The sequence below is a fragment of the Marinobacterium rhizophilum DSM 18822 genome (assembly GCF_000378045.1).
GTDB classification, from domain to species: Bacteria; Pseudomonadota; Gammaproteobacteria; order Pseudomonadales; family Balneatricaceae; genus Marinobacterium_A; species Marinobacterium_A rhizophilum.
On the sequence record NZ_KB899090.1, the window covers coordinates 1 to 22864 of the forward strand.

Genomic DNA, 22864 nt, shown 5'->3' on the forward strand with positions numbered 1-22864 from the left:
ATGAGGATCCGGACGCCTGGTCCGCTATACGTTTCGGCTTTGAAACCATCGTAAGAGCATTTTCCACCCGTTTGTGATGCGGCATGTCACCTACATTCAACGAAGCCTTTTTCGGTAGCAAAATTGAGCCTTCCCATCGGACGTTTGAAGCCTTCTAAAACAATTCCACCATCAAAAACTATAATAATCAGACGGTTATACCTACTACTCGGTAGATATCACTCGACCATTCCCTCATCTCAGCAAGTTCCAGAACGTCTCTCAGCCTTGTATATATCGGGCCTTTCAGCTTTTCCTAAATTTCGTACTGTCGCACAAAATTTTACTCCATCTGTCACTTTGGTTGGTCTGGTATCTCTACCTGATCGAAGACACTGAGGGGCCCTGTCTCATCATTGGTGCATGGTTCGGTCGCCTCCCGCAACGTCGCCTTCCTGGCACACTGACCCCACACCTACCTTCACAGATACCGCTATCTGAGAACATTTACGCAACGCATCATTCAGGATCGCCTATAATCCAAGAGGCTGTCCAACAGGACTCATCAACCGACTGCGAAGCACCTGACTCTTTAACACCGAGAGGATCTGCTTTTTGTGCTGTTTTACGTTAATTAGTATTCCTATGCACAAGTTAAATTCCAGTAGCCCGCCCGGGGGTCGGCAAATGCTGTGTAAACCGGCAATCTTGCCGATTTCTTGCCTTAAAACACCGCAAAAACAAGCTCAAATCAGCCATATCGCACTACGGCCAGCGTTATCGCACAGCCTGTCAAACAGTTGAATCCGTGAGCAAACATGACGAGGGACACGTTGATGCTCCACCAACTTATGTCGCTGCTTTCGCTTCCCTTCAGCCGCAACAAGCTCAGCATCCTGAACTACCACCAGGTTCTCGCCAAACCGGATCCGCTACGTCCCTGGGAACCGGACAGGACCAAATTCGACTGGCATATGGCACTGCTCAGCCGCCATTTTCGGCCACTGCCGCTCATCGAAGCGCTAGACCGTATCGAGGACGGTACCCTGCCAGCACGGGCGGTCTGCGTAACCCTGGACGATGGCTACCTGAACAATCTTGAAGTGGCTCTGCCAATCCTGGATCGATACCAGATCCCGGCAACCGTGTTTGTCGCCACGGCCTTCAGTGGCGGTGACAACATGTGGAATGACCGGATCATCGATTTGCTCGCCAGCATGAAAACCGACACCATCGACCTGGAACCGGTGGGACTTGGGCGCTGCACCCTCAACAGCGTCACAACGCGGCGACAACTGGCCAACCAGATCATCAGCCAGCTCAAGTATCTTGCCTTTGAAGATAGGCTGAAAAAGGTAGACGAACTCTATGCGGTCAACGGCTCCATATCCGAAACGCGCAAGATGATGCGTCCCGTGGAGGTGGCCAAGCTTTCCCGAGCGGGCATCGAAATTGGCGGTCATACCCACAATCACCCTATTCTAAAGGGGATGACGCCGGACCAGCAGCGCGAGGAGATCGGTCGCAACAAGGCTCTACTGGAGGCATGGACGGGCAAGCCGGTGCTGGGGTTTGCCTATCCCAATGGCCGCTTCGGCAAGGATATGGACACGCAGAACCTCTCCATGATCAGGGCGCTGGGATTCCGATATGCCGTCTCCACCGACGCAGGCTATACCACCCGGGACTCCGACCGTTTTGCCCTCAGGCGCTTCACGCCCTGGGACGCCATTGCGCTGAAATTCCATGCCCGTATGCTTTTGAACCTGTGGGCCAACGCTGCTCCTGGCAGTGACGATCGGGCGAAAACTTTCTGAGGCCATCGACTAGAGCGGAAAAGCCTGGATGCAATCCGGCTTCTGGGGCTGGCACGCCGCCAAACTCATGTCGATCGGAACCAAGCCAAAACGATTGGAATTCTATAACAAGGTTAGAGCGAGAGTTACTGAAACCTTAGCACCAAAAATAAACTTCATTTTCGAAACAACAAAGCTGCCAAAACGCCGGCCAGAAAATACCTGCAACCACCAAGTTTAAAACATCAGAACTCATTCAATAGAAACTTGCCGTTCCAAGAGCAAGGCTTTGAGTCCGGGAAGCGGATATTTTTTATCATATGCCTTTCTGGCGTGAAATTCAGCTTTTTTCACATCGCCTAACTTCAGGTAAGCCAGCCCAAGATTATAATGGACCTCAGCAGAATCCCGTATAGAAAGCGACTTCGTATAATTTTCTATCGAACTTTTGTAATCACCTTTCCCAAAAAGATAAATCCCATAGATTTGATAAACCTTGTAATCAGAAGGCTTAAATTGTATTGCCCTAATAAAAAAGCAATTTATTTTCTCTTGAATAAATGGGTCATTTTTAACATCGTCCAAATCACTATATTTTATGATGGTCATCAAGGCAGGATAATGATTAGGAAATTTTTTCAAAGTATATCCAACATCTCCCATTATTGACCCAGTTTCTCCTTCCTTCCTTAAGTTTTTGACATTTTCTGTAAAGTGTCGTTTCTCAACCACTCCAAGCATTTTATTTCTTTGCTTCTCGTCAGCGTAATCGTATGGACCATATTTTTCAGAAAAAACATCTCCGCAGGATCCATGAGAGTATGTAGAAAGAACCATCACCCCAAAAAATAATGCAACCCTATTAGAAAATAAAAAACTTGCCAGAAAACTCTTTCTATTTAGCACCATAACCAACTCCTTATTTCCTAAAAAAACCGAGTGAGGTTACCCGTGCAGCTTGATCGTCATCAGCTAGCCCTCAAACTCTTTGCATAGAGCCCTGAGATCGTTCGCCGCACACCGCTGCACACCCCACCCGTTTTCGCCGGAAACCGCCGGTGAAAGCATGACCACTTTTGTCACACCGCCTCTCGATAGTTCAGAATAGACTCTCACAAACTATAAGCCAAAAATCCAGGCAGCATCATTTCACCTTCTGACGGAAAAGCGAAAGGCCGGTGCGATAAAGAACGCCGGTCAAACTGAGCACCTCTTTCTTCATGGGGTGCTGGAGGACGAATACCCCGACCAACCAACCTGCACCAGCCAACACGCCACTGACCGCCAGAATGGAGAAGTGGTAGTCTGAAAGACCGTTGTCTATGGCATAAAAAACCGTCAGTGCCGGACCGAAGCAAGCACAGGGAACCAGCATCAGAGACGGAAAGACAGCCCTTATATGGCCTGAAAAGCTCAGCCCGAAGGTACGATACAGGGCTCGCTGCACGCAAAGGATCTCGGCCAGAGTGACAACGCCGAACAGCATCACCACGTCTTCCAGGCTCAGCCAGATGGAACTGAGCAACACGAGCATCTGGACCCCCTGTATCGCTGATTCAACCGCCAGATTGCGTTTCACTTCGCCGGCGGCGATCAAAGACAGGCTGTAAAAGGTATAGGGCGTCAACAGCATCGCATAGACGCAGATCAGCGACGCCAGGGGTACCGAACGTTCCCACTGATAACCAAACAGGAACAGGATGAGAGGCTCGGCTAAAACCGCCATAACCGCAAGGACCGGCGCCATGATAGCAACCAGGTAACTCATCGACAGGCTGTACAGCTCGGCGCCATCCGCGCCCTGCCTGATCTCGCTGGCGAAGGTCGGAAAATAGACCGTGCGCACCAACGCAACGACCCTTGCGATCAGCATCTTCTTCAGGCCGTTGGCCCGGCTGAAGACGGCCACATCGACGAATCCGAGGGTACGTCCCAGGATAAGGTCAGGCGCCCCGCTGCCCAATTCCCGGATAATAGAGGCCAGACTGGTCAGCGAGCCGAATTTGACCGCCTCTCCTATGCCCCGGACGGTCGGCCACATAAAGATTTCCCCGGGTCTGACACAGTTCAGCCACACGACCTTGAAGACGTGTGCAACCAGTGCTCCCCAGGCCATGCTCAGGTAGCTTTGCCCTGCATAGGCACAGCCGATGGTTACCAGAGTCTGCACCAGATTTGTAAGCCACATGTTAGTGGCCAGGTACTGAAACTGGAGGTCCCGTTGCATCAGCGCCAGCAGCGGCGTACCGAACGGGAGGATAAGAAAATTAACGCAGAGAATGCCCAGAACCTCGGCGACGCCAGGATGGCCATAAAGAAGCGAAAGCGGCTCTCGGGCGATAAACAGGATAAGCGCCAGCAACCAGGAGGAATAGAGTGTAACCGAAAATGCCGCCCGGAACTCCTGCCGTCCCACCTCTTCGGCCTGTATCAGATACTGGGCAACACCAAAGTCACGGAAAATATGCGCCACACCTAGTACTGCCACCGATACAGAATAAATACCGATTTCCGTCGGCGTCAGCAGACGCGATACCACGATCACGCTGCCTAAACTGAGGGCGAAGGAGATGAAATGGGCCACGCCCATCCGGCTAAGATTTTTCCTGACAGCCATAGACTCTATACCTCACTTCCGGGCCTGGCCAGGCAAGGAGCGCCTACGCACTGGATCTCACCTTGTTCATCATTACCCGTAAGAGATTGGGAACGAACATCAAGATGAAGGCTGGATCGCTCCAGGACGCCCGAAGTACCAGTCTCCAGTCGCATTTCTGTCCCGTTTTCAGCAAGTGAACAATGCTGGCAACCAGTGAGTGCCGGGTATCCGTCAACTGCTTGACGACAAAGGCGCGGTGGTTATCCTCAAGCCTCAACTCTGCCAGAATGCACTTGGAAAGCTTGAGGTAGTTGGTCAGCAGCACCAACGATTCAGGGGTCCCCCACCCGGCACTGTCAAAGATATTGACGCCGCGCCCCTCATCAACAAGGACCCGTGCAGCGAAAGCCACCTTATCGGTCTTCTGGCTCAGCGCAAGCTTAAACAGCCGGTCCTGACCATTGAACAGCCGGGTACTGAACCTCAATTCCGGTGCAATCTCTAGTCGATACACCAGCGCTGATGTGCTGATGATGTTGCTTCGCTTGATAGCGTAGCTAAAAAAGTCACCAGAGAACGCATGCAATGGATGTTCGCTGCCCAGGGATGGGTGATTGGCGGGTACCAGGTCAAGCCCCTCTTCAGATTTCCACTCAAATCGAGTATCGGCGAAGCCGATTCGGCGGCTGTTGGCAAAAAAGAGGTCATACCCGTGTTGCATGGCATTCATGGCGTGGAGCAGGAAATCCTCCCGCCAACAGTCGTCGGAATCGATGAAAGCCACATACCGGGTATCATGCGGCATATGGTCCAGGCCGTTGTTTCTGGCCGCCCCAGGGCCTGCATTTTCCTGCACGATAATGGTTAGTCTGCGATCGTTCGAATACAGATCGGCCAACTCTTCGCTGGCCGGAACAGGAGAAGCGTCGTCGACGACGATGACTTGGATACAGAAACCTCCCTGCTGATAAAATATAGACTCAACACACTTCCTCAACAGCCCCCTCTCGTTCTGATAGTAGGGTATGACAACGCTTATCAGCTGAGAAAAATCTAAATTCTCCATACATACCACCACCCATTTAATTCGTCACTTTTACTCAAACACCGTGTCTGCAGGCTAGATTTCGCTCCTCTTCAATAACGTTGATCTTCGCAAGCTCCTTTTGCACGATGACATAAACCGAGGTAATTGTAATCACGAAATGATAAGGCAAGTCAAAGTATGCTAGTGACAAAAAAGCTCCGCCTACAAGGTAGGCGACCAAAGAAACCTGAAGATAACGGCAAAGCAACCCTGCCCACTTAAGCGACTCTATATTTTTTGTTATTTTAATTACCTTATTAGAAAGTCTCCAGGCGCAAAAAAACACCATCAGATAGCTGATAAACGCCATCCAGCCGTGTTTACCTAGAACCTGTATATAGTTACTATGAAATGCAACAAAATCATTTGGATTTGGAGCATAAATAATGAAATTACTTGGCGTCTCAGCATTAAAACCTTGTGAAAAAGGATGTGAAAAGGACATATTTATACCTGCTCGCCATGCATTCAACCGACTTGCAGAGGAACCATCTCTTACTTCTCCGGCCTCTTCATCTACAATTATCGTACCCATTCTCTGATGCCAGTGCGCTGGCATAAAGGTATAAACAGCGGGCAGCAAAGCAAGAAGAATCACAAACGCAATGAGTTTCTTATTGGTTTTTGCCAATAAAAACATAGTACATGCGATCACTGCAAGAAAAGCTCCCCGAGATTGAGACCCAAAAACCGCCACAACGATCAACAACGCACACAGTAAAAATATATATTTAAGGCGTTTATCAGACTGGATAGCACTGAAGTATACAAATACAGGAGCCACCATCAGATTGGTAACGGCCATCGCGTTATTTTCTTCAAAGAAGCTTGCACTCGGGCCATAAACACGGAACTCTCCTCCGGTAACAATTGTAAAAACACCACCTTTAATTCCGTAAAAACCTATACTCAACGCAACCACAAGCAAAGCCAACTCGATTCTTTTTCTGGAGGTCAGCATCGTGAGTATGATCAGTGTAAAAAACTGAACTTTAAAAACTTTCAAAGCCAGTTCATTCACAAACGGTGTTTTGTCGTGAAGAAGCCAAGATAAAAATACCATGATATAAAATAAAAACAACCAAACAATAGGTTTTTCTAGAGGTATTTTTTTCGGCTCATTACTCAAAAAAAATGCAAAAATAGTAGAAACGCCGACCAGCATCGCCACTGGAAATTCAAACATAAAACCCCAGGTGTGACGTTGTGGCAGCATGTAACTTACCCAACACCACATAAGCACCCCGAAAAATGGACGCCTTAATATCAGAGGTATCGAACCAATGATAATTATAAAAAGGATGATATCGCGCACAAATATTTCTCCATGATGCGTATTGTCAACTCACCTCAGCTATTTTTATTCTAAAAATTTTTTTAATCTTGGAAAGTTCATTAATTAACAAAACAACCAGTCCTGAAAAACTACGATGGTTAACAATTTGAACCCCATAAAGACATCGACTCCGGTCCATCCACTCCATTTTAAAAGTATCCAGACCGGTTAGAAAATCTAGTTTTTCGACGTTATCTATTTTTATTACTCGTTCGATCATTTTCGTCGTAAGCACTGTGCCAGGCGATAGGTCTTTGTAAGCCCGATCATAGGCAAGCTTATAAATATAGGCCGTACGATTTGCTACCACCCACAGTTGTACTGCGATAGCCTTACCATCGATGTCAAGAATACCTAACCGAAGGTTATTTTTTTTAGCGCACATCCGTGCAAAGCCATTAATAAACTCTGGATAGGGCTCATCGTTCTTCCAACTATTTTCGTAAACTCCATGATAGTCTCTTAATTTTGATTCAATCGTTTCCAAATCAGTATAGATGGAGAGAGCCCACCCGCCCACAGCATCCAGTTTCTTAAATTTTCTCTTAATTGTATTAACCACACGCGATGGACGGCTTGAAATATAGACTTCAAAGTCCTTACAACTATCATGGTAGAAGTTCTTGGTAAGAAAATAGTCGAACTTCGAAATTCTTATCCCGCTTACCTTGAGTATATCGTCCCTGGCTTCGCGACTGACAGGATAAATATCAACCAGGTCCCACCCCCGCATTTCTTCCCACAGATACTTTAAGAAACAATTGTACGCGTCCTCTCTGCTGGTAAGGCTAGCGTCAATAACGACGTCAAATATCGGAGAGTAGTAGTTTGATAACCCGGTGAGTTTCCATACCTTGACTCCATGAAAACGCGCTTTGTGACGCCACATCGGCAGTATTGCCACCGCACGACCACAATCGTCTGTCAGGCACAGGAAGAACACGTCTCCCACACCGGTCGCAACGGTAGCGCTGAAGTTTTCAAACCAATCGCGTCCCAAAAATATCGAATCCTGCTCCTTTTTCTCGAGCAGGCTCAGGAACCCCTTGGGCAGCACATCAATCCTTGGGTAACTTGACACCGCCTTTTCGGGAGGGGCTTCCTCCTGTTTTCCCATCACGCGCTTGACCAGGGAACGCGACATCCGATAGAGCGCCTTGCGCGAGCATCGCAGGAAAGGCTTGAGATCTCGCCAGCTGAAAAAGCTGAATACTGGACGTTTGGCGTCACTGCGGCCAGGTACAAAGCGACCAAGGTATTTGATGGGTCCGAATGCATCCCTTTCGCTGTCAAACCAGATTGTAGGCGTGTAATCACTCGTGCTGGCTGGAACGGCCTGTCCCGTCGAGGCGAGGTACTCGATTGCCGGCAGATCACAGCCCGCACGTATGCAAAGACCAATCCAAAAATCGGTACGCCCGACCGTAGGTTCTATGATCCAGTAGCGTCCGGCCTCATCCCTTTTGAATTCCAGCGACACCGGTCCGCACAACCCCAGGCCGTCAAAGAAGGTTGTTGTCAATTCACGCAGTTCAGGCATATCGACAGAAACCGCAACCGTGGTCTGCCCGAGCGCCGGTGGGTAGGATGCCAGCTTATTACCCTCAAAGCTGACCAGCGGGAGCCCATTATCCAGGTAGAGCGCACAGAAATAGAGGTCCTTGTCGGTACCGCTTACCCACTCCTGGACGAGAAAAGGATAGTCGCCGGAAAAATGCTCGACCACGGCGTCGAGTTCCGTGACCGAGGTGCACTTGATCGCCTTGAATCCAGACTGGGGGTTGGCAGGCTTGATGATAAAAGGTGGTTTCAGCGATGCGACCTGAGATGTCAGGTCATCTCCGGTTTCCAGCACCACGGAAGCCGGGTAGTTGAGGCCGACCTCCCTGCACCGACCCTCGATATTGCTCTTGAGCAGATATTTTTGGACCTGATCGACGCAACCTTCCCAACTGAGGATAAAATCCCCCCTGAGCCGGTCGATGTTGCTGGCAATTATGCGCACATTGTTATCGTTGGAGGGAAATAGCACGATGTCACGCGATGCTGGTATCCGTTGTCGAAAAGCAAGCAGGTCATCGACCAGGGAGTTGTCCTTGATGTTTTCCACATAATGGATATGGGCGGAATTGGTCAGCGCCCCCGGTATCGCCGAATTGGCTTCAAAGGCGTGTACTTCGATTCCCAGGCGTTGCAATGAGCGTGCAATAGCCAGTCCGTGACTGCAAAGGCCTATTACCAGTGCGCAAGGTGCGCTCTGAGGAAACATTATCCCAACTCCTGCCGTGCACTTGCTTTGCTCATAGCTTAGACCTTTGGCAATGCCGTCTTGTAAATGCCTACTTGAACCTGACCGCTGCTTACTCGCTGAGGCTGGATACAAACGCCTGGGTCTGCCGGGCCAGCCAATCCTTCGCCTGCCGGGTCGAAAAAGTATGATCCGCACTCTCCAGGCAAACCCGGGACACCGATCGCTCCCCGACCAGTTGCGCCCAGGCAGAGTCTTGGGCGAGCTGCTGGGAAAATGCTTTAGCCGTCAGATCATTGCCGCTTAGCACCAACAGCACCCTGCCCGGGTATTTCCTCAAGCCCTCGAACATGCGCTGCTGATAGCAACTTTCAGAGGGTTCTTGCGCTTTGATTGTGCCTTTGTCACCGAGCAGTGCCTGCCAAAGCGTGCAAACGAACTCCCATACGCTGCCCACAAGGTTTCCCTTGCCCTGCATCAACTTGCGCCAAAAGCCCGGATCCAGAAACCGGCGCGTGTAATAGTGGGAGACTTGAGCCCTGGCCTTCGCCTGGCGATTCTCCAGCCAGGGATTCAGTAGTACGAGACCGGCCAGGCGCGGATCCCGGTGAGCGTATATCAAGGCCGCTGAAGCGCCATCGCACAATCCCCAGAGCACGATTTTCTCGAGCTCGGGACAAAGTTCCTGGAAACAATTAACCGCAGCGGCAATGTCGGCATCCAGATCATCGAACACCTTCTTCTCCCCGCTGCTATCCCCCATCCCTGTGACATCAAAGCGCAACACGGGGATTCCCTGGTCTGCCAGCGCCCTCGCTAAATGAACAAATTGGCGGTGACTCCCGACCCGATACTGCGGACCGCCCACCACTATGACGACCCCGATATCAGCGCGATCAACCGAGTGCAGGATAGCTGTCAGCTGTTGGCCCTGGCTTGTGAAACAGCATGCGTGCTCAGGCATGGCACACCCCGTCGGCTTCCTTCAGACACTTCAGCGTCAATACACTCAGACTTTCCGCCTGGTAGGTATCCGGAACTTGCCAAAACGGAACACCGGTGCACACCTCTCTGGTCAGCCGGTCACCGGGCCATTGATCATGAAGCCCGCAGACATTCAGTGACACCTTCTCGCTCGCGGCCTCGATCCAGATAACACTGACCGTTTCCATCCAGGCCGAAGGCTGTATAGAGAGAGCACTGATCTGAGAAACCAAACCTGAACTCATTGGGTATCCGGCCACTTCCACGGGCTCACCCTCAAGACAACGCCTGTACCAGTTAACCTGCTCGTCTCCTCGCCCCAGCATCATCTCGCTCATCTGCTTGAGACGAAAAAACTGGCTCATCATCTGGTGACCATTGATGACTGGCTTCCAGAGCAACAGACGGTTCACCACTTCTGCATCACGATCGTCAACGTAGCGGGCTGCCAACAAGGCTCCAAATCGCAATCCCCAAAGCGTCACCGAGGAGCGCCGCTTTTGCCCGATCCACGTCAGCGTTGCTTCGATATCGTCGAGCCACCCCGGCACCGTGGCATCATCGATTTCCCCTTCACTGTCACCGGTACCGAAGTAATCAAGCAGCACGACAAAATAGCCAGCCTCAGTCAACATTCGGGCCTGCCTGGCCACCACGGCACGGGAGAGATTCATCTCTTCCGCAAAGGCAGGCAGGAACAGCACAGCGTGCTCGGCCGAGCAGTCGCCGAAGGTAGCCAGATAAAGGCGCCCCTGACCTCCGGCAATGAAGTGCCCCTGGTACATCACTTGCCCAAATGCTCCGTCACAAAATTCACCAGTGCGCCCAGGGTTTCAAAGCATTCGACACTGACTTCATCGTCGCCGATAATGATTCCGAACTCATCCTCCAGGGTGGTGAGAAAGGTTACAATGGCCATCGAGTCCAGTTCGGCAACATGTCCGATCAGCGGAGCATCGCGATCCATTGAAGCGATATCGCCCCTGGCCGTGGAGGCTACCAGCAGACTTTTAACAGTCGTTTCATAATCCATATTTTGGTTTCCCAGCGATCAATAATTTCGATCGAGCCACAACGCCAACACCATCAGCACCCACACCAGCTCACCATAATACGAAGCGTGCCCGCTCTTATGGCGGTTAATCGCCTCATCGATAAACTTCTTCTGGAAAAGGTCGTATCGACGCAGGGAGTCAATCGCCTCATAGGCCAGCTTTTGCAATTGTGGGTGGTCTTTGGTCCAGAGTCCGAATGGCAATCCAAATCCATGCTTGGTCTTGTGGAGAATCTTGTCCGGAAGAAAGCCGCCCATCGCCCGTTTGTACAGATGGCGCAGGTTGCCACGGGTCAGCTTGATGCTTGCCGGGACACGCAGTGAATAATCCACCAGACGGTCGTCCAGCATTGGGTAGACCACGTCCACCCCGGCCAGCCGGCACATGCTGTTGACCTTGACCAGGTCATTGTCCGCCAGGGTATGTTTCCAGTCGAGGTAAAGCAGGCGATCCAGCGGGCTGGCATCGGGTAGCACATCGTAAAGCTGCTGGCACTGGCGGTCGGGTTCAAACAGGTCGACGCCCTTGACGACACTGGCCGAAAATATGGCTTTGCGGTCAAGCAGATTGAGAAAGTTGTAGTATTGGACGTTCTCCGGAATCGTCATCTTCAGCTGTCGGGTAAAACTCTTGGCTTTTCCCAGCAGCGCGGGAGAATCCGGTAGCGAAGAGCGCAGCAGGGTAAGATCCAGCATTCCAATCAGAGGCTTGAGCCTTTGCCGCCAGCGATCCCGCTGCAACTGCGTGGCATAGCGTTGGTTGCCGGCGAAGAGTTCGTCGCCACCGTCGCCGGCGATCAACCGGTTGACCCCTTGGGATCTGGCCAGTTGCGCGCAGAAATAGGTGGGAATGACCGAGCTGTTGCCGAAGGGCTGATCCATACTGCCGACCACCTGCGGCAGCGCCGCCACGACGTCTTGCGGTGTCATGCAATATTCATGACCGTTGAGGCCGAAGTGCTCGACCGCCGCACGGGCATAGTCGATCTCATTGTATTGTGCGATCGGGAAGCCGATGGAGAATACTTCAGGGCTTGGAATCGATTGAGAGACCAGCCCGGCAAGACTGGAACTGTCCAGGCCGCCGCTGAGAAAACAGCCTGTTTTATCCTTGGTACAATAATCAGCCACGACGTCCTGCATCAGTACAAACAATTCGTCGGCCAACTGCTGTTCGCTCTGCGACGTCTGCTGCTCAAACGCAGGCTGCCACCAAGTCTCGGTTGACAACGCTCCCTGGCGCCAGGTGACCCGCTGGGCCGGTTCAAGACAATAAACACCTTCATAGACAGTCTTCGGGCTCGGGATCATATGATGGTACAGATAGTTGACCACCGCCTGCCGGGAGAGGGTCAGAGGCTCTGTAACGGCGCCGCGCAGCGCTTGAAGGTTGTCCGCTATGATCAGGCCGCAGGAGAGTGATCGGTAGTAGAGCCGATGGGTCGCAAAGCGGTCGGCAAAAACATGGCAGGTGCCAGAGCGCCGGTCGTCGATGATCAAGGCGTAATGGCCGGTCAACCCGTGAATAAACTCGCTGCCTTGAGCGCGATAGAGCTGCCCGATCAACCCGGGGGAGGCCGCAGTTCTGCATTCTTTTTGCAGCGGTTGCCCGTAACAGTAGACCTCACAGCCCTGCACCAACGCTCGTTGCCACTGGTTGCTGGCGTCGCGGTCATTCGAGTGATTGATGAGGACCTGAACCGCAGCACTCGCGGGCTCTCGTGTTAACTCCGCACTCTCCGGCATCGGCGTTGCCCTACCTCGTACACTTCAGAATAAACATGGCACAGTGTAGTACGCATCTTTATGGATGACCTGCGCGAACAAAAGATTCGCGAACACCTCCGCCCTGCACTATCTTTTTCCACGTGTGTATCAATCCCACTGCTACGTCTTGACGTTAACGGTTTCTAAGGTTCGCTAACTGCGGAAGGTTTTTGCACATGGTTGTGATCAAGCCACTGAACTTGAAGGAGCACGATCGTTGGGATCAGTTTGTCGCGACCTGCGAAGATGCCACGTTTTTCCATCGGGCCGGCTGGAAATCTGTGATCGAGTCGACGACCGATCACACCCCTTACTACCTCTATGCAGAGCAGGACGGCCAGATCTGTGGCATTTTGCCGCTGGTTGAGGTCAAGAGTCTGCTGTTTGGCCATTCACTGGTCTCCACCCCGTTTTGCGTCTACGGTGGCGTGGCATCAACCAGCGGCGCGGCGACCGCCAAGCTTCTCGATCACGCCAAGACACTGGCGAAAACGCTGCGGGTCGACTATCTGGAACTCAGACACCGCCATGCCAAAACCCCGGACTGGCCCGCCAAGAGCAAGCACGCCACCTTTCGCCGCCCTCTGAGTGACGATGACGGCAACCTGCAGGCGATGAAACGCAAGCAGCGCGCGGTTATCCGACAGGCGATCAGCAATGACCATACTGCAACCATTGAGACTGGCCTTGATCCGTTTTTTCATGTCTATTCCACCAGTGTCAGAAACCTGGGGACACCGGTTTTTTCACGGCGTTTTTTCCAGGCCCTGCAGGCGGTTTTCAAGCACGATTGTGAAATACTTACCATCCATCACCAGGGCAGGCCGGTCAGTAGCCTGATGAGTTTTTATTTCCGCGATGAGGTGCTGCCCTACTACGGGGGGGGACTGCCAGAATCGCGCAGCCTAAAAAGCATGGATTTCATGTATTGGAACCTGATGCAGCGTGCCACAGCCAAGGGGCTTGCGACCTACGATTTCGGTCGCAGTAAAATTGACAGCGGCCCCTACCACTACAAGCGACACTGGGGCTTCGAACCCGAGCCGCTCTGTTACGAATACCACTTGGTCAAAGCGACCCAGCTACCGGACAACAGCCCCAATAACCCCAAGTACCGCTACTTTATCAAGCTCTGGCAGCGCCTGCCGCTGGGGTTGTCCCAGCAACTGGGCCCCTATCTGTCGAAGAACCTGGCATGACCGCTTTCGATACCGCCATGAACCGCGATACGCCAAGCCGCCGACTCGAGCACCGCAAAGCGCTGTGGACGCTGACTCTGCTGCTGATAGTTTATGCGGCAGTCTTCTGGTCCAGCCTGATGTCCATGGCGGCGATCTGGTGGCGCTCGGAAACCTATGCCCATGGAATGCTGATCCCCCTGATCAGTCTCTGGCTGATCATCCGCAAACGTTCTCATTTAACCACCCTCGAAACGGGACCGGACTGGGCAGCTCTGATTCCATTGCTGGGATTGTGCCTGGTCTGGCTGCTGGGGCGGGCCGCCGATGTGCTGGCGGTGGAGCAGATGGCCACCACACTGATCCTGATTACGCTGGTGATCGTCGCCCTGGGCAGAACGGTCGCCCGGGCGCTGGCATTTCCCTTGGCCTATCTGATATTCGCCGTCCCCTTTGGCGATCAATTAACGCCATACCTGCAGCAGATCACCGCAGATATCACGGTAAAAACGCTAAAGCTCAGCGGCGTGCCGGTCTATTTCAACGGCTTCCTTATCGAAATCCCCACCGGTCGTTTCGAGGTTGCCGAGGCCTGTAGCGGACTTCGCTATCTGATCGCTTCCGTTGCCATCGGGACCCTTTACGCTCACCTAACGTATCGTAGCCTGCACAAGCGCCTGGTCTTTATCGCCGCATCCGTATTGGTGCCAATACTCGCCAACGGCATTCGAGCCTACCTCATCGTGATGATCGCCCACCTTTCCGATATGAAATATGCCACCGGGATCGATCATCTGATTTACGGCTGGCTGTTTTTCGGACTGGTGGTGATGCTGATGTTCTGGGTCGGCAGCTGGTGGCGAGATCCGGAGGCGGCATTCAATCCAGGAGAGGAGGCCAGCACCGTGAGCCGCTTGATGGGGGAGCGGTCGCGCTCCCAGGGCTATGCGACTTCGGCAGCTGCGCTAGTGATTTTGCTGCTAACCTGTAGCTGGGGCCAGTTGATGAAACGCGCACCACAGTTTTCTGCGTTGCCCATTCAGCAATTCTCCTTGCCCCCCTGGATCCGGCAACCCGCCGAAGCGCTGGACTGGCACCCGGATTTTGTCGGTGCCGACCGTATTTTCCATGCAACTTATCGAGTGGACCGCGACGACGCCATAGGTCTTTATATCGCCGATTATCAATCCGAACATCAGGGTAAGGAGCTGATTAACGACGTGAACCGGTGGTATACCGCGAATGTCTGGACACCAGTGGGCCACGCTACTCGAACGGTCCCGGTCGGTTCCGGTCAACTCGAGGTCAATGAACTCGAACTGAGGACGCTGGATGGCAACATGCGACGGATCTGGTACTGGTATTACGCCTACATGCGGCCGGTCGCCAACCCCCTGGAGGTTAAGCTGCTGCAAGCCCTGAACAAACTGAGCGGGGCGCACGAAGTGGCCAGCGCCTACGCACTGGCGGTGGATTATGAGGACAGCCGCACCGCCGATGCGGTCCTGATCCGCTTCCTCAACGACAGCTGGCCCGAACTGGTGACAGCCAGCCCCTGAATTTCTGGACAGACGATGGATACGCACATGCACTATCTACTGCACCATCTGATCGAAACCGGGGCCGCGCGCACACCTGAACGGCCTGCCCTGTCCCACAAGCAGGACCAGGTCTGTTACGGGGAACTTTCTACCCGGGTGCAACAGCTTGCCGGGGGGCTGCGTGATCTGGGCCTGCAGCGCCATGAACGGGTAGCCATCTACCTGCCCAAACAGCACGAAACCGTGATCAGCCTGTTCGCCGTCGCTCAGGCGGGTGGGGTTTTTGTACCGGTCAACCCGGTCCTCAAGGCGCCACAGGTCCAGCATATCCTCAACGACTGCAATGTCCGCATCCTGATCACCAGCCATGCACGTCTGCAGCAACTGGCCCCGAGTCTCGCGAGCCTGCGTGACTTGAAGCAGGTGGTTCTGGTAGATGACAATCCCCCCTCAGCACATGCACCCTACTCCGTTGCCACCTGGCATCAGCTCCAGGACGCGCCTGCCTGCAGCGCGCCACCCGGCGCCGTAACCGACTCTGATATGGCTGCCATCCTCTATACCTCGGGCAGCACGGGAAAACCCAAGGGGGTGGTGCTGTCTCACCGCAACCTGATGGTCGGCGCCCAGAGCGTCGCGGGTTATCTCGGCAACCGGCCCGATGACCGAATCCTGGCGGTCCTGCCGCTGAGCTTCGATGCCGGCCTCAGTCAGATCACAACGGCGTTCGAAGCCGGTGCCTGCTGCTATCTGATGGACTTTCTGCTGCCCAACGATGTGCGGCGTCAGGTCACCCGACACCAGATAACCGGGATCACAGCGGTGCCTCCGTTATGGAGCCAGATCGCCGCGCTGAACTGGAACGATGAGACTGCAAGCTCGGTGCGCTACTTTGCCAATACCGGTGGACATATGCCGCGATCCCTGCTGGCCAGACTGCGCACCTTGTTCCCCAACGCCCAACCCTTTCTGATGTACGGTCTGACCGAGGCCTTCCGTTCCACCTATCTGCCACCGGACCAGATCGATCTCAAACCCGGATCCATCGGCAAAGCGATCCCCAACGCTGAGGTGCTGGTACTGCGGGAGGATGGGATCCCCTGCCTACCCCATGAGCCCGGGGAACTGGTACACCGCGGCCCCCTGGTGAGCCAAGGCTACTGGAACGACCCGGAAAAGACTCGCGAGCGATTCAAACCCTTCCCCGGTCAGGCCGAAGGCCTGGTGTTCAAGGAGCTGGCGGTCTGGTCGGGCGATACGGTTACACGGGATGAGGAGGGCTATCTCTATTTTGTCGGTCGCCGGGATGAAATGATCAAGACCTCCGGCTACCGGGTCAGCCCCAGCGAGATCGAAGAGATTGCCTACCAAAGCGGGCAGATCCGCGATGCCGTAGCTATCGGCGTGCCCCATGCAGCGCTCGGCCAGGCGATCCTGCTGATCGTGACGGTTCCCGCAACACTGGACTCGGCAGCATTATCCATCGACGCCCTGCTGCTGCGCTGCCGTGAACAGCTGCCCAACTTCATGGTGCCGCACAAGTGTATCGTCGAAGCCGAACTGCCACGCAACCCCAACGGCAAAATCGACCGTCGATTGCTCGCCGAACGGTACGCGGAATTTTTCGATGATCAGTCGGAGCCAGCCCATGCCGAAGGTTAACCCCCCATTAGGTCACGGGACCCGGTGGCCGGACATACGCCACAACGAGCTTTACATCGGCGGGCTGCCGCTGTCCCGGCTCGCCGCTCAAATGGCCCTAACCCCCTTCTACGCATACGACCGTCAGCTGATTGCCCAACGTATCGCAGAATTGCGCCGTCTGCTGCCTGCCGGTGTCCAGCTGCACTATGCGCTCAAGGCCAACCCAATGCCGGCGCTGGTGGACTTCATCGCGCCCCTGGTCGATGGTTTCGACGTTGCATCGCACCAGGAGATGCTGGTGGCGATCAATAGTGGTCAGCCAGCCAGTGAAATCAGCTTTGCCGGTCCCGGCAAGACCCGGCGCGAAATCGAAGCCGCGGTCGCCGCCGGCATTGTCATCAATGCCGAGTCCTTCGCTCAGGTCGAACAAGTGACGCTCGCCGGCGTCGCCCTGGGTGTCACACCCCGAGTTGCCATAAGGCTCAATCCGGCGTTTGAATTGAAATCCTCCGGCATGCGCATGACCGGCGGCGCCAAGCCGTTCGGGATCGATACCGAGCAATTCCCCGAACTGATCGAGAGGATGCGGGATCTGGACCTGGAGCCAGAAGGGCTGCACCTGTTTGCCGGCTCCCAAAACCTGAATCCGGCAGCCATCTGCGAAGCACAACTGGCGACGATCAACCTTGCCTGCGAGCTGATTGAGCGCTTCGCGCTCAAGCTGCGTTTTATCAATATCGGGGGCGGCTTCGGTATTCCCTACTTTCCAGGAGAGTCGCCCCTGGAACTAACTGGCATCACCGACCAGCTGCACCGGCTGCAAAGGCAAACCCGGCAGGTTTCACCAGAAACCGCGCTGGTGCTGGAACTGGGGCGTTACCTGGTGGGTGAAGCGGGAATCTATGTCTGCAGGGTGCTGGAGCGTAAAACCTCCCGGGGCACGGTCTACCTGATCACAGACGGCGGTCTGCACCATCACCTCGCCAACTCCGGTAACTTCGGCCAGGTGCTGCGCAAGAATTATCCCGTACTGATCGGCAACCGCGTAGCGGGGGAAGAACAGGAAACAGTCACCATCGTTGGGCCACTCTGCACCCCACTGGATATCCTCGCCGAGAAAGTGACGCTGCCAAAAGCGCAACCAGGGGATTGGGTGGTCGTTCGCCAGTCCGGCGCCTATGGCCTGACCGCAAGTCCGCAACAGTTTTTGAGCCACCCTCGCGCAACAGAAGTGCTAATCGGGTGATACAGTAGCCTTACAACGTCTACACTGATGGTACCGATTCTCATGAGTCTGAGAATCGTTGATTGGCCGGGACTGCAGGCGCTCTGGCGCGGACGTTACGGCAGGATGCCGAGATACAGCGAAATCCCCGACATTTTGACACGATGCGTGTCGAGATAGTTTTCACACACTGGGCTGAATCGCTGCTTGAAGCGTCCGTACTCGACTTCCAGAATTTGCTATATCGTGATTCACGACCGCCCGACTTTCATCGCTAAGCGCTCGAAACAGCAAGATCGGACGAGCTGACAGCGATGGGAACTAGCCAGCAGCACTCCCGCCAAGCACAGACTTAAGAGAGAGAGCTGCTAGCATGTTTGCACATCTGGCCGGTAACTTATCCGTCAAGCACACCTATGCGCTGTTGGCAATCAGCGAAGCCTTCGCGATGTTGTCATGCCTGTTCCTGAGCATGAACGACTCGCAACACAGTTTCTTCGATCACCTGAGTTGCCTGGGCTGTATCGTTTTTGTGATCATAGGTTTTCTCAGCATGGCAGCCATGGGGCTGTATCGCCCGCTGCAGCGGGGCACCTCCAGAGAACAACTGGCGCGCATACTGCTCGGCTTCACCCTGGCCTCCGTCACCGAAGGGATTATCGTCTCTACCATCCCCATGACCAGTCTCCCGCTCAAAACGGTTTTCATGGCGCTGGGCCTGTCGTTCCTGGTGGTTTGCGCATTGCGGTTTGGATTCAACAAGCTCCATACCACCGACCTGTTCAAGCACCGTGTATTGGTGCTGGGCGCCGGGGAGCGTGCCTGTATTATCCAGGACAAATTGCGCCGTACCTCAGACCGTAAAGGCTTTCAGCTGATGGGCTATGTCAGAATCGAAGGTGATGCGGCAGGCATCCGACACCAGGACCAGTTAACAGTGGATCTCGATCATCTTGCCGAGTTTGTGGAACGCCACAAGATAAGAGAGGTGGTCTTGGCCGCCGATCAGCACCAGGCTTACCTGCCAATGACTGAACTCCACGAATGCCGGCTGGTCGGGGCCAACGTGATCGACATTGCCAGCTTTATCGAGCGTGAGAGTGGAAAAATCCCGTTGAGACTGATGCCCCCGAGCTGGATGGCCTGCGGCAATGGCTATCGGATCAGCCGCCAGCTTGTGAGAATGGGCAAACGGCTCTTTGATATTCTGATCAGCCTGTTCTTGCTGATACTGGTCTGGCCGATCATGCTGGCGACGGCATTGCTGATCAGGCTCGAAAGTGGCCCCGGGGAATCCATTCTTTACCAGCAAACCCGGGTTGGGCTCAGAGGAAAGCCTTTCAAAATCTATAAATTCCGCAGCATGAGGGTGGATGCCGAAGCCAATGGGCCGGTATGGGCCCGAAAGGGTGATCAGCGGGTGACCGCTGTGGGTACGTTCATTCGAAAGTACCGTATCGATGAACTTCCCCAGCTCTTCAATATCCTGCACGGTGAAATGAGCTTTATCGGTCCGCGCCCAGAACGCCCGGAGTTCGTCGACAAACTCGCCCGCAGCCTGCCGTATTACGATGTCCGCCACCAGCTCAAACCGGGACTGACAGGATGGGCACAAATCTGTTACAGCTACGGCAGCAGTGAAGAGGATGCCCTGGAAAAACTTCAATACGATCTCTACTACGTCAAAAACTTCAGCTTTCTGCTGGACACCATGATTCTAATTCAGACCGTTGAGGTGATCCTGTTCGGCAAGGGCGCCCGTTGATTAACGCCGCTCACTGTTCGGCGGGCTGTCTATACCAGCCGGATAAAACGGCAGCATCCCGACGCTGCGCCTGCATCTATCATTTTATTTTGGCGTTCGGCACTAAATGAGGCTTCCATGACCCGCTACGATCAGATTCAGCATGCACTCGCAGCCACTCCAAAAGTCTGGCTCATTACCGGCGTCGCCGGCTTCATCGGCTCAAACCTGCTGGAAACCCTGCTCAAGCTTGGTCAGCACGTCATCGGCCTGGATAACTTCAGCACCGGTTACCAGCACAACCTCGACGAAGTCCAGTCCCTGGTTTCGACAGAGCAATGGTCCGGCTTCCACTTCATCCAGGGCGACATCTGCAGCCTCGACGACTGCCGCCGCGCCATGCGCCACCCCAGAAACCAGACCGGCACAGTGGACTACGTCCTCCACCAGGCCGCCCTGGGCTCCGTCCCCCGATCCATCGCCGACCCGATCACGAGCAATGCCACCAATGTCACCGGCTTCCTGAACATGCTGGTAGCCGCACGCGATGCCGACGTCAAAAGCTTTACCTACGCCGCATCGAGCGCCACTTACGGCGATCACCCGGCGCTGCCCAAGGTGGAAGAGACCATCGGCAAGCCGCTGTCGCCTTACACGGTGACAAAGTACGTGAACGAGCTATACGCCGAGGTCTTTGCCAAGGCCTACGGCTTCAAAACCATCGGCCTGCGCTACTTCAACGTCTTTGGCAAGCGCCAGGATCCGAACGGCGCCTATGCCGCGGTAATTCCAAAATGGACGGCGGCGATGATTCACGGCGAGGATGTGTTTATCTATGGCGATGGAAATACCAGCCGGGATTTCTGTTTTATCGACAACACCGTGCAGATGAATATCCTCGCCGCTACCGCGCCGGATGACGCCAAGAATGAGGTTTACAACGTGGCGCTGGGAGACAGGACCAGCCTGAATACCCTGTTCGACGCCCTGAAAACAGCCCTGCTCGACTGCGGTGTGAGTTACGCCAAGATCCCGGTTTACGGAGACTTTCGCGCAGGGGATGTACGCCATTCCCAGGCCGATATCAGCAAAGCACAAACCAAACTGGGCTACGCCCCCATTCACCGTATTTACGACGGTATCGACCAGGCCATGCCCTGGTATGTGCAATCACTGAGTTAGCGACAACAGCCCGCGGCGTACCGACCCGCAGCCCGTAATGACGCGACACAATTTCCGGGAATCGCTTGTCCAAAGCGAAGTGCTCGACGTGGTCCCTTGGGAGCTCTTTCCAGCCTATAATTTGCACTGGACCATTCTCTGCTCCACCTCCAGGATTCAAGGAGATATATGAAGGTTCTGGTGACTGGCGGTGCCGGCTATATCGGATCACACACCGTGGTCGAGCTGCTCGGCGCCGGCCATGAAGTGCTGGTGTTGGATAACCACTGCAACAGCTCGCCGACTGCCCTGGAGCACATGGCACGAATAGTGACGGATGCCAGCAGGCGCCACAACTGCTCGCCATTGAAGGTGATATCCGCGACCGGGTTCTGCTCGATCGGCTGTTCACCCAGCACCGCATTGACAGCGTCATCCATTTTGCCGGCCTGAAGGCCGTCGGCGAGAGCGTGGTGCAGCCGCTGGACTATTACGAGAACAATGTTGCCGGTACCGTCACGCTGTGTCAGGCGATGCAGGCGGCCCGCGTGCTGAACCTGGTGTTCAGCTCCTCGGCCACCGTCTATGGCGAACCGCCAGAAATGCCGATCCGCGAGGACTTTCCCACCGCTGCGCCGACCAATCCCTATGGCCGCTCCAGGCTGATGGTCGAGGAACTACTGCAAGATCTGGCCCACTCGGACGCGCGCTGGTCCAGCGCCATGCTGCGCTTTTTCAATCCCGCCGGCGCGCACAGCAGTGGCCTGATCGGCGAGGATCCTCATGGCATCCCGAACAACCTGGTACCCTATATCGGCCAGGTGGCGAACGGCCAGCGGGATAAGCTCTTGGTGTATGGCGGTGACTATCCGACGCCCGACGGTACCGGGGTGCGAGACTATATCCATGTCGTGGACCTGGCTCTCGGCCACCTGGCGGCACTGAGCTGGATACGGAGAAATCAGGGCGCAGGCATCTGGAACCTCGGCACCGGCCAGGGTTATTCGGTGCTGGAAATGGTGCGGGCCTTCGAGCAGGCCAGTGGCCGATCGATACCCTATGCCATTGTCGCGCGACGTCCCGGCGATATCGCCGAAGGCTGGGCCGACCCGACCCGCGCCGAATTGGAGCTGGGCTGGAAGGCGGCGCGGGGGCTCAAAGAAATGATGGTCGATACCTGGCGCTGGCAGTCGATGAGCCCGCTGGGGGTATGGCCAAAAAGGTAAAAGCGCGTAGGCTGGAATGGACCAAAAGCGAACTCCAGGGGCGAATTTGTCAGTCTTACAGGCCCCAATGATCGAGCCAATTTGGCGGGCCCTTGCTGTCCTGCCACTGTTCGGCAGATCTGCGTGGTGCGCGGGATTGGCGTCAGGATGCAACCTCCTTTTGGAAAGCGTGACCCGCTTATCGCGGGGAAACCCGGTGGGGCAGACACCTGGAATGAACCTGTAAGGTTACACTCCAGCTGCGGGTCTGCACGATTGAGACGGTACGGCTCATTCCATACGTGGCAGGAGAGGC

18 protein-coding genes are annotated in these 22864 nt (G+C 54.5%); 9 read left to right on the forward strand and 9 right to left on the reverse strand.

From position 1 onward, the window contains the following. Window positions 1-815: 815 nt before the first annotated feature. A complete protein-coding gene (locus tag F451_RS24490; protein WP_169434416.1) occupies window positions 816-1796 on the forward strand; it encodes a polysaccharide deacetylase family protein in 981 nt (326 codons plus the stop codon). 231 nt (window positions 1797-2027) lie between these two features. Here F451_RS24490 and F451_RS24495 read toward each other — a convergent pair whose 3' ends face one another. The 9 genes from F451_RS24495 to F451_RS24510 form a co-directional block, all read right to left on the reverse strand. Further along, window positions 2028-2684: a tetratricopeptide repeat protein gene (locus F451_RS24495; RefSeq protein ID WP_020679652.1), complete on the reverse strand. Its 657-nt coding sequence runs from the start codon at window positions 2682-2684 to the stop codon at window positions 2028-2030. A 235-nt stretch (window positions 2685-2919) separates the two neighbouring features. Beyond that, entirely contained in the window at window positions 2920-4392 is a 1473-nt protein-coding gene (locus F451_RS0101885) for an oligosaccharide flippase family protein (protein ID WP_083928304.1), read from the reverse strand. 43 nt (window positions 4393-4435) lie between these two features. Further along, window positions 4436-5440: a glycosyltransferase family 2 protein gene (locus F451_RS0101890; RefSeq protein WP_020679654.1), complete on the reverse strand. Its 1005-nt coding sequence runs from the start codon at window positions 5438-5440 to the stop codon at window positions 4436-4438. A 34-nt stretch (window positions 5441-5474) separates the two neighbouring features. Further along, a complete protein-coding gene (locus F451_RS0101895; RefSeq protein WP_020679655.1) occupies window positions 5475-6776 on the reverse strand; it encodes a putative O-glycosylation ligase, exosortase A system-associated in 1302 nt (433 codons plus the stop codon). A gap of 25 nt (window positions 6777-6801) precedes the next feature. After that, a complete protein-coding gene (locus tag F451_RS26525) occupies window positions 6802-9066 on the reverse strand; it encodes a GNAT family N-acetyltransferase (RefSeq protein ID WP_020679656.1) in 2265 nt (754 codons plus the stop codon). Window positions 9067-9157: 91 nt separating this feature from the next. Then, the gene (locus tag F451_RS0101905; RefSeq protein WP_020679657.1) at window positions 9158-10009 is read right to left on the reverse strand and encodes a hydrolase 1, exosortase A system-associated; all 852 of its coding nucleotides are present in this window, start codon (window positions 10007-10009) and stop codon (window positions 9158-9160) included. Next, window positions 10002-10814, reverse strand: a complete 813-nt coding sequence (locus F451_RS24505; protein WP_020679658.1) for a serine aminopeptidase domain-containing protein — start codon at window positions 10812-10814, stop codon at window positions 10002-10004. The genes F451_RS0101905 and F451_RS24505 overlap by 8 nt, the downstream gene beginning before the upstream one ends. Continuing rightward, window positions 10814-11062 (reverse strand): acyl carrier protein, encoded by a 249-nt coding sequence (locus F451_RS0101915; protein WP_020679659.1) that lies wholly within the window; start codon window positions 11060-11062, stop codon window positions 10814-10816. Before F451_RS0101915 ends, F451_RS24505 begins: the two co-directional genes overlap by 1 nt. Window positions 11063-11080: 18 nt before the next feature. Further along, window positions 11081-12829 (reverse strand): asparagine synthetase B family protein, encoded by a 1749-nt coding sequence (locus F451_RS24510; RefSeq protein ID WP_083928306.1) that lies wholly within the window; start codon window positions 12827-12829, stop codon window positions 11081-11083. 197 nt (window positions 12830-13026) lie between these two features. Between F451_RS24510 and F451_RS0101925 the strand changes: the two genes are divergently transcribed. The 8 genes from F451_RS0101925 to galE all read left to right on the forward strand — a co-directional run bounded on the left by F451_RS0101925 (window position 13027) and on the right by galE (window position 22569). After that, on the forward strand, window positions 13027-14049 hold the full coding sequence (locus F451_RS0101925; protein ID WP_020679661.1) for a FemAB family XrtA/PEP-CTERM system-associated protein: 1023 nt from the start codon (window positions 13027-13029) through the stop codon (window positions 14047-14049). Then, window positions 14046-15587 carry an exosortase A gene (xrtA, locus tag F451_RS0101930; RefSeq protein ID WP_020679662.1) on the forward strand — a complete coding sequence of 514 codons (1542 nt, stop codon included), beginning with the start codon at window positions 14046-14048 and terminating at the stop codon, window positions 15585-15587. Before F451_RS0101925 ends, xrtA begins: the two co-directional genes overlap by 4 nt. 27 nt (window positions 15588-15614) lie before the next feature. Then, window positions 15615-17231: an acyl-CoA ligase (AMP-forming), exosortase A system-associated gene (locus F451_RS0101935; RefSeq protein ID WP_020679663.1), complete on the forward strand. Its 1617-nt coding sequence runs from the start codon at window positions 15615-15617 to the stop codon at window positions 17229-17231. Further along, window positions 17218-18459, forward strand: a complete 1242-nt coding sequence (locus F451_RS0101940) for a pyridoxal-dependent decarboxylase, exosortase A system-associated (RefSeq protein WP_051103892.1) — start codon at window positions 17218-17220, stop codon at window positions 18457-18459. The genes F451_RS0101935 and F451_RS0101940 overlap by 14 nt, the downstream gene beginning before the upstream one ends. A gap of 352 nt (window positions 18460-18811) precedes the next feature. Then, window positions 18812-20203 carry a TIGR03013 family XrtA/PEP-CTERM system glycosyltransferase gene (locus F451_RS24515; RefSeq protein WP_020679665.1) on the forward strand — a complete coding sequence of 464 codons (1392 nt, stop codon included), beginning with the start codon at window positions 18812-18814 and terminating at the stop codon, window positions 20201-20203. A 117-nt stretch (window positions 20204-20320) separates the two neighbouring features. After that, window positions 20321-21364, forward strand: a complete 1044-nt coding sequence (locus tag F451_RS0101950) for an SDR family NAD(P)-dependent oxidoreductase (RefSeq protein WP_020679666.1) — start codon at window positions 20321-20323, stop codon at window positions 21362-21364. A gap of 168 nt (window positions 21365-21532) precedes the next feature. After that, window positions 21533-21796: an NAD-dependent epimerase/dehydratase family protein gene (locus F451_RS28905; protein WP_338040017.1), complete on the forward strand. Its 264-nt coding sequence runs from the start codon at window positions 21533-21535 to the stop codon at window positions 21794-21796. Further along, the gene (gene galE / locus F451_RS24520) at window positions 21736-22569 is read left to right on the forward strand and encodes a UDP-glucose 4-epimerase GalE (protein WP_338040020.1); all 834 of its coding nucleotides are present in this window, start codon (window positions 21736-21738) and stop codon (window positions 22567-22569) included. The genes F451_RS28905 and galE overlap by 61 nt, the downstream gene beginning before the upstream one ends. Window positions 22570-22864 lie beyond the last annotated feature (295 nt).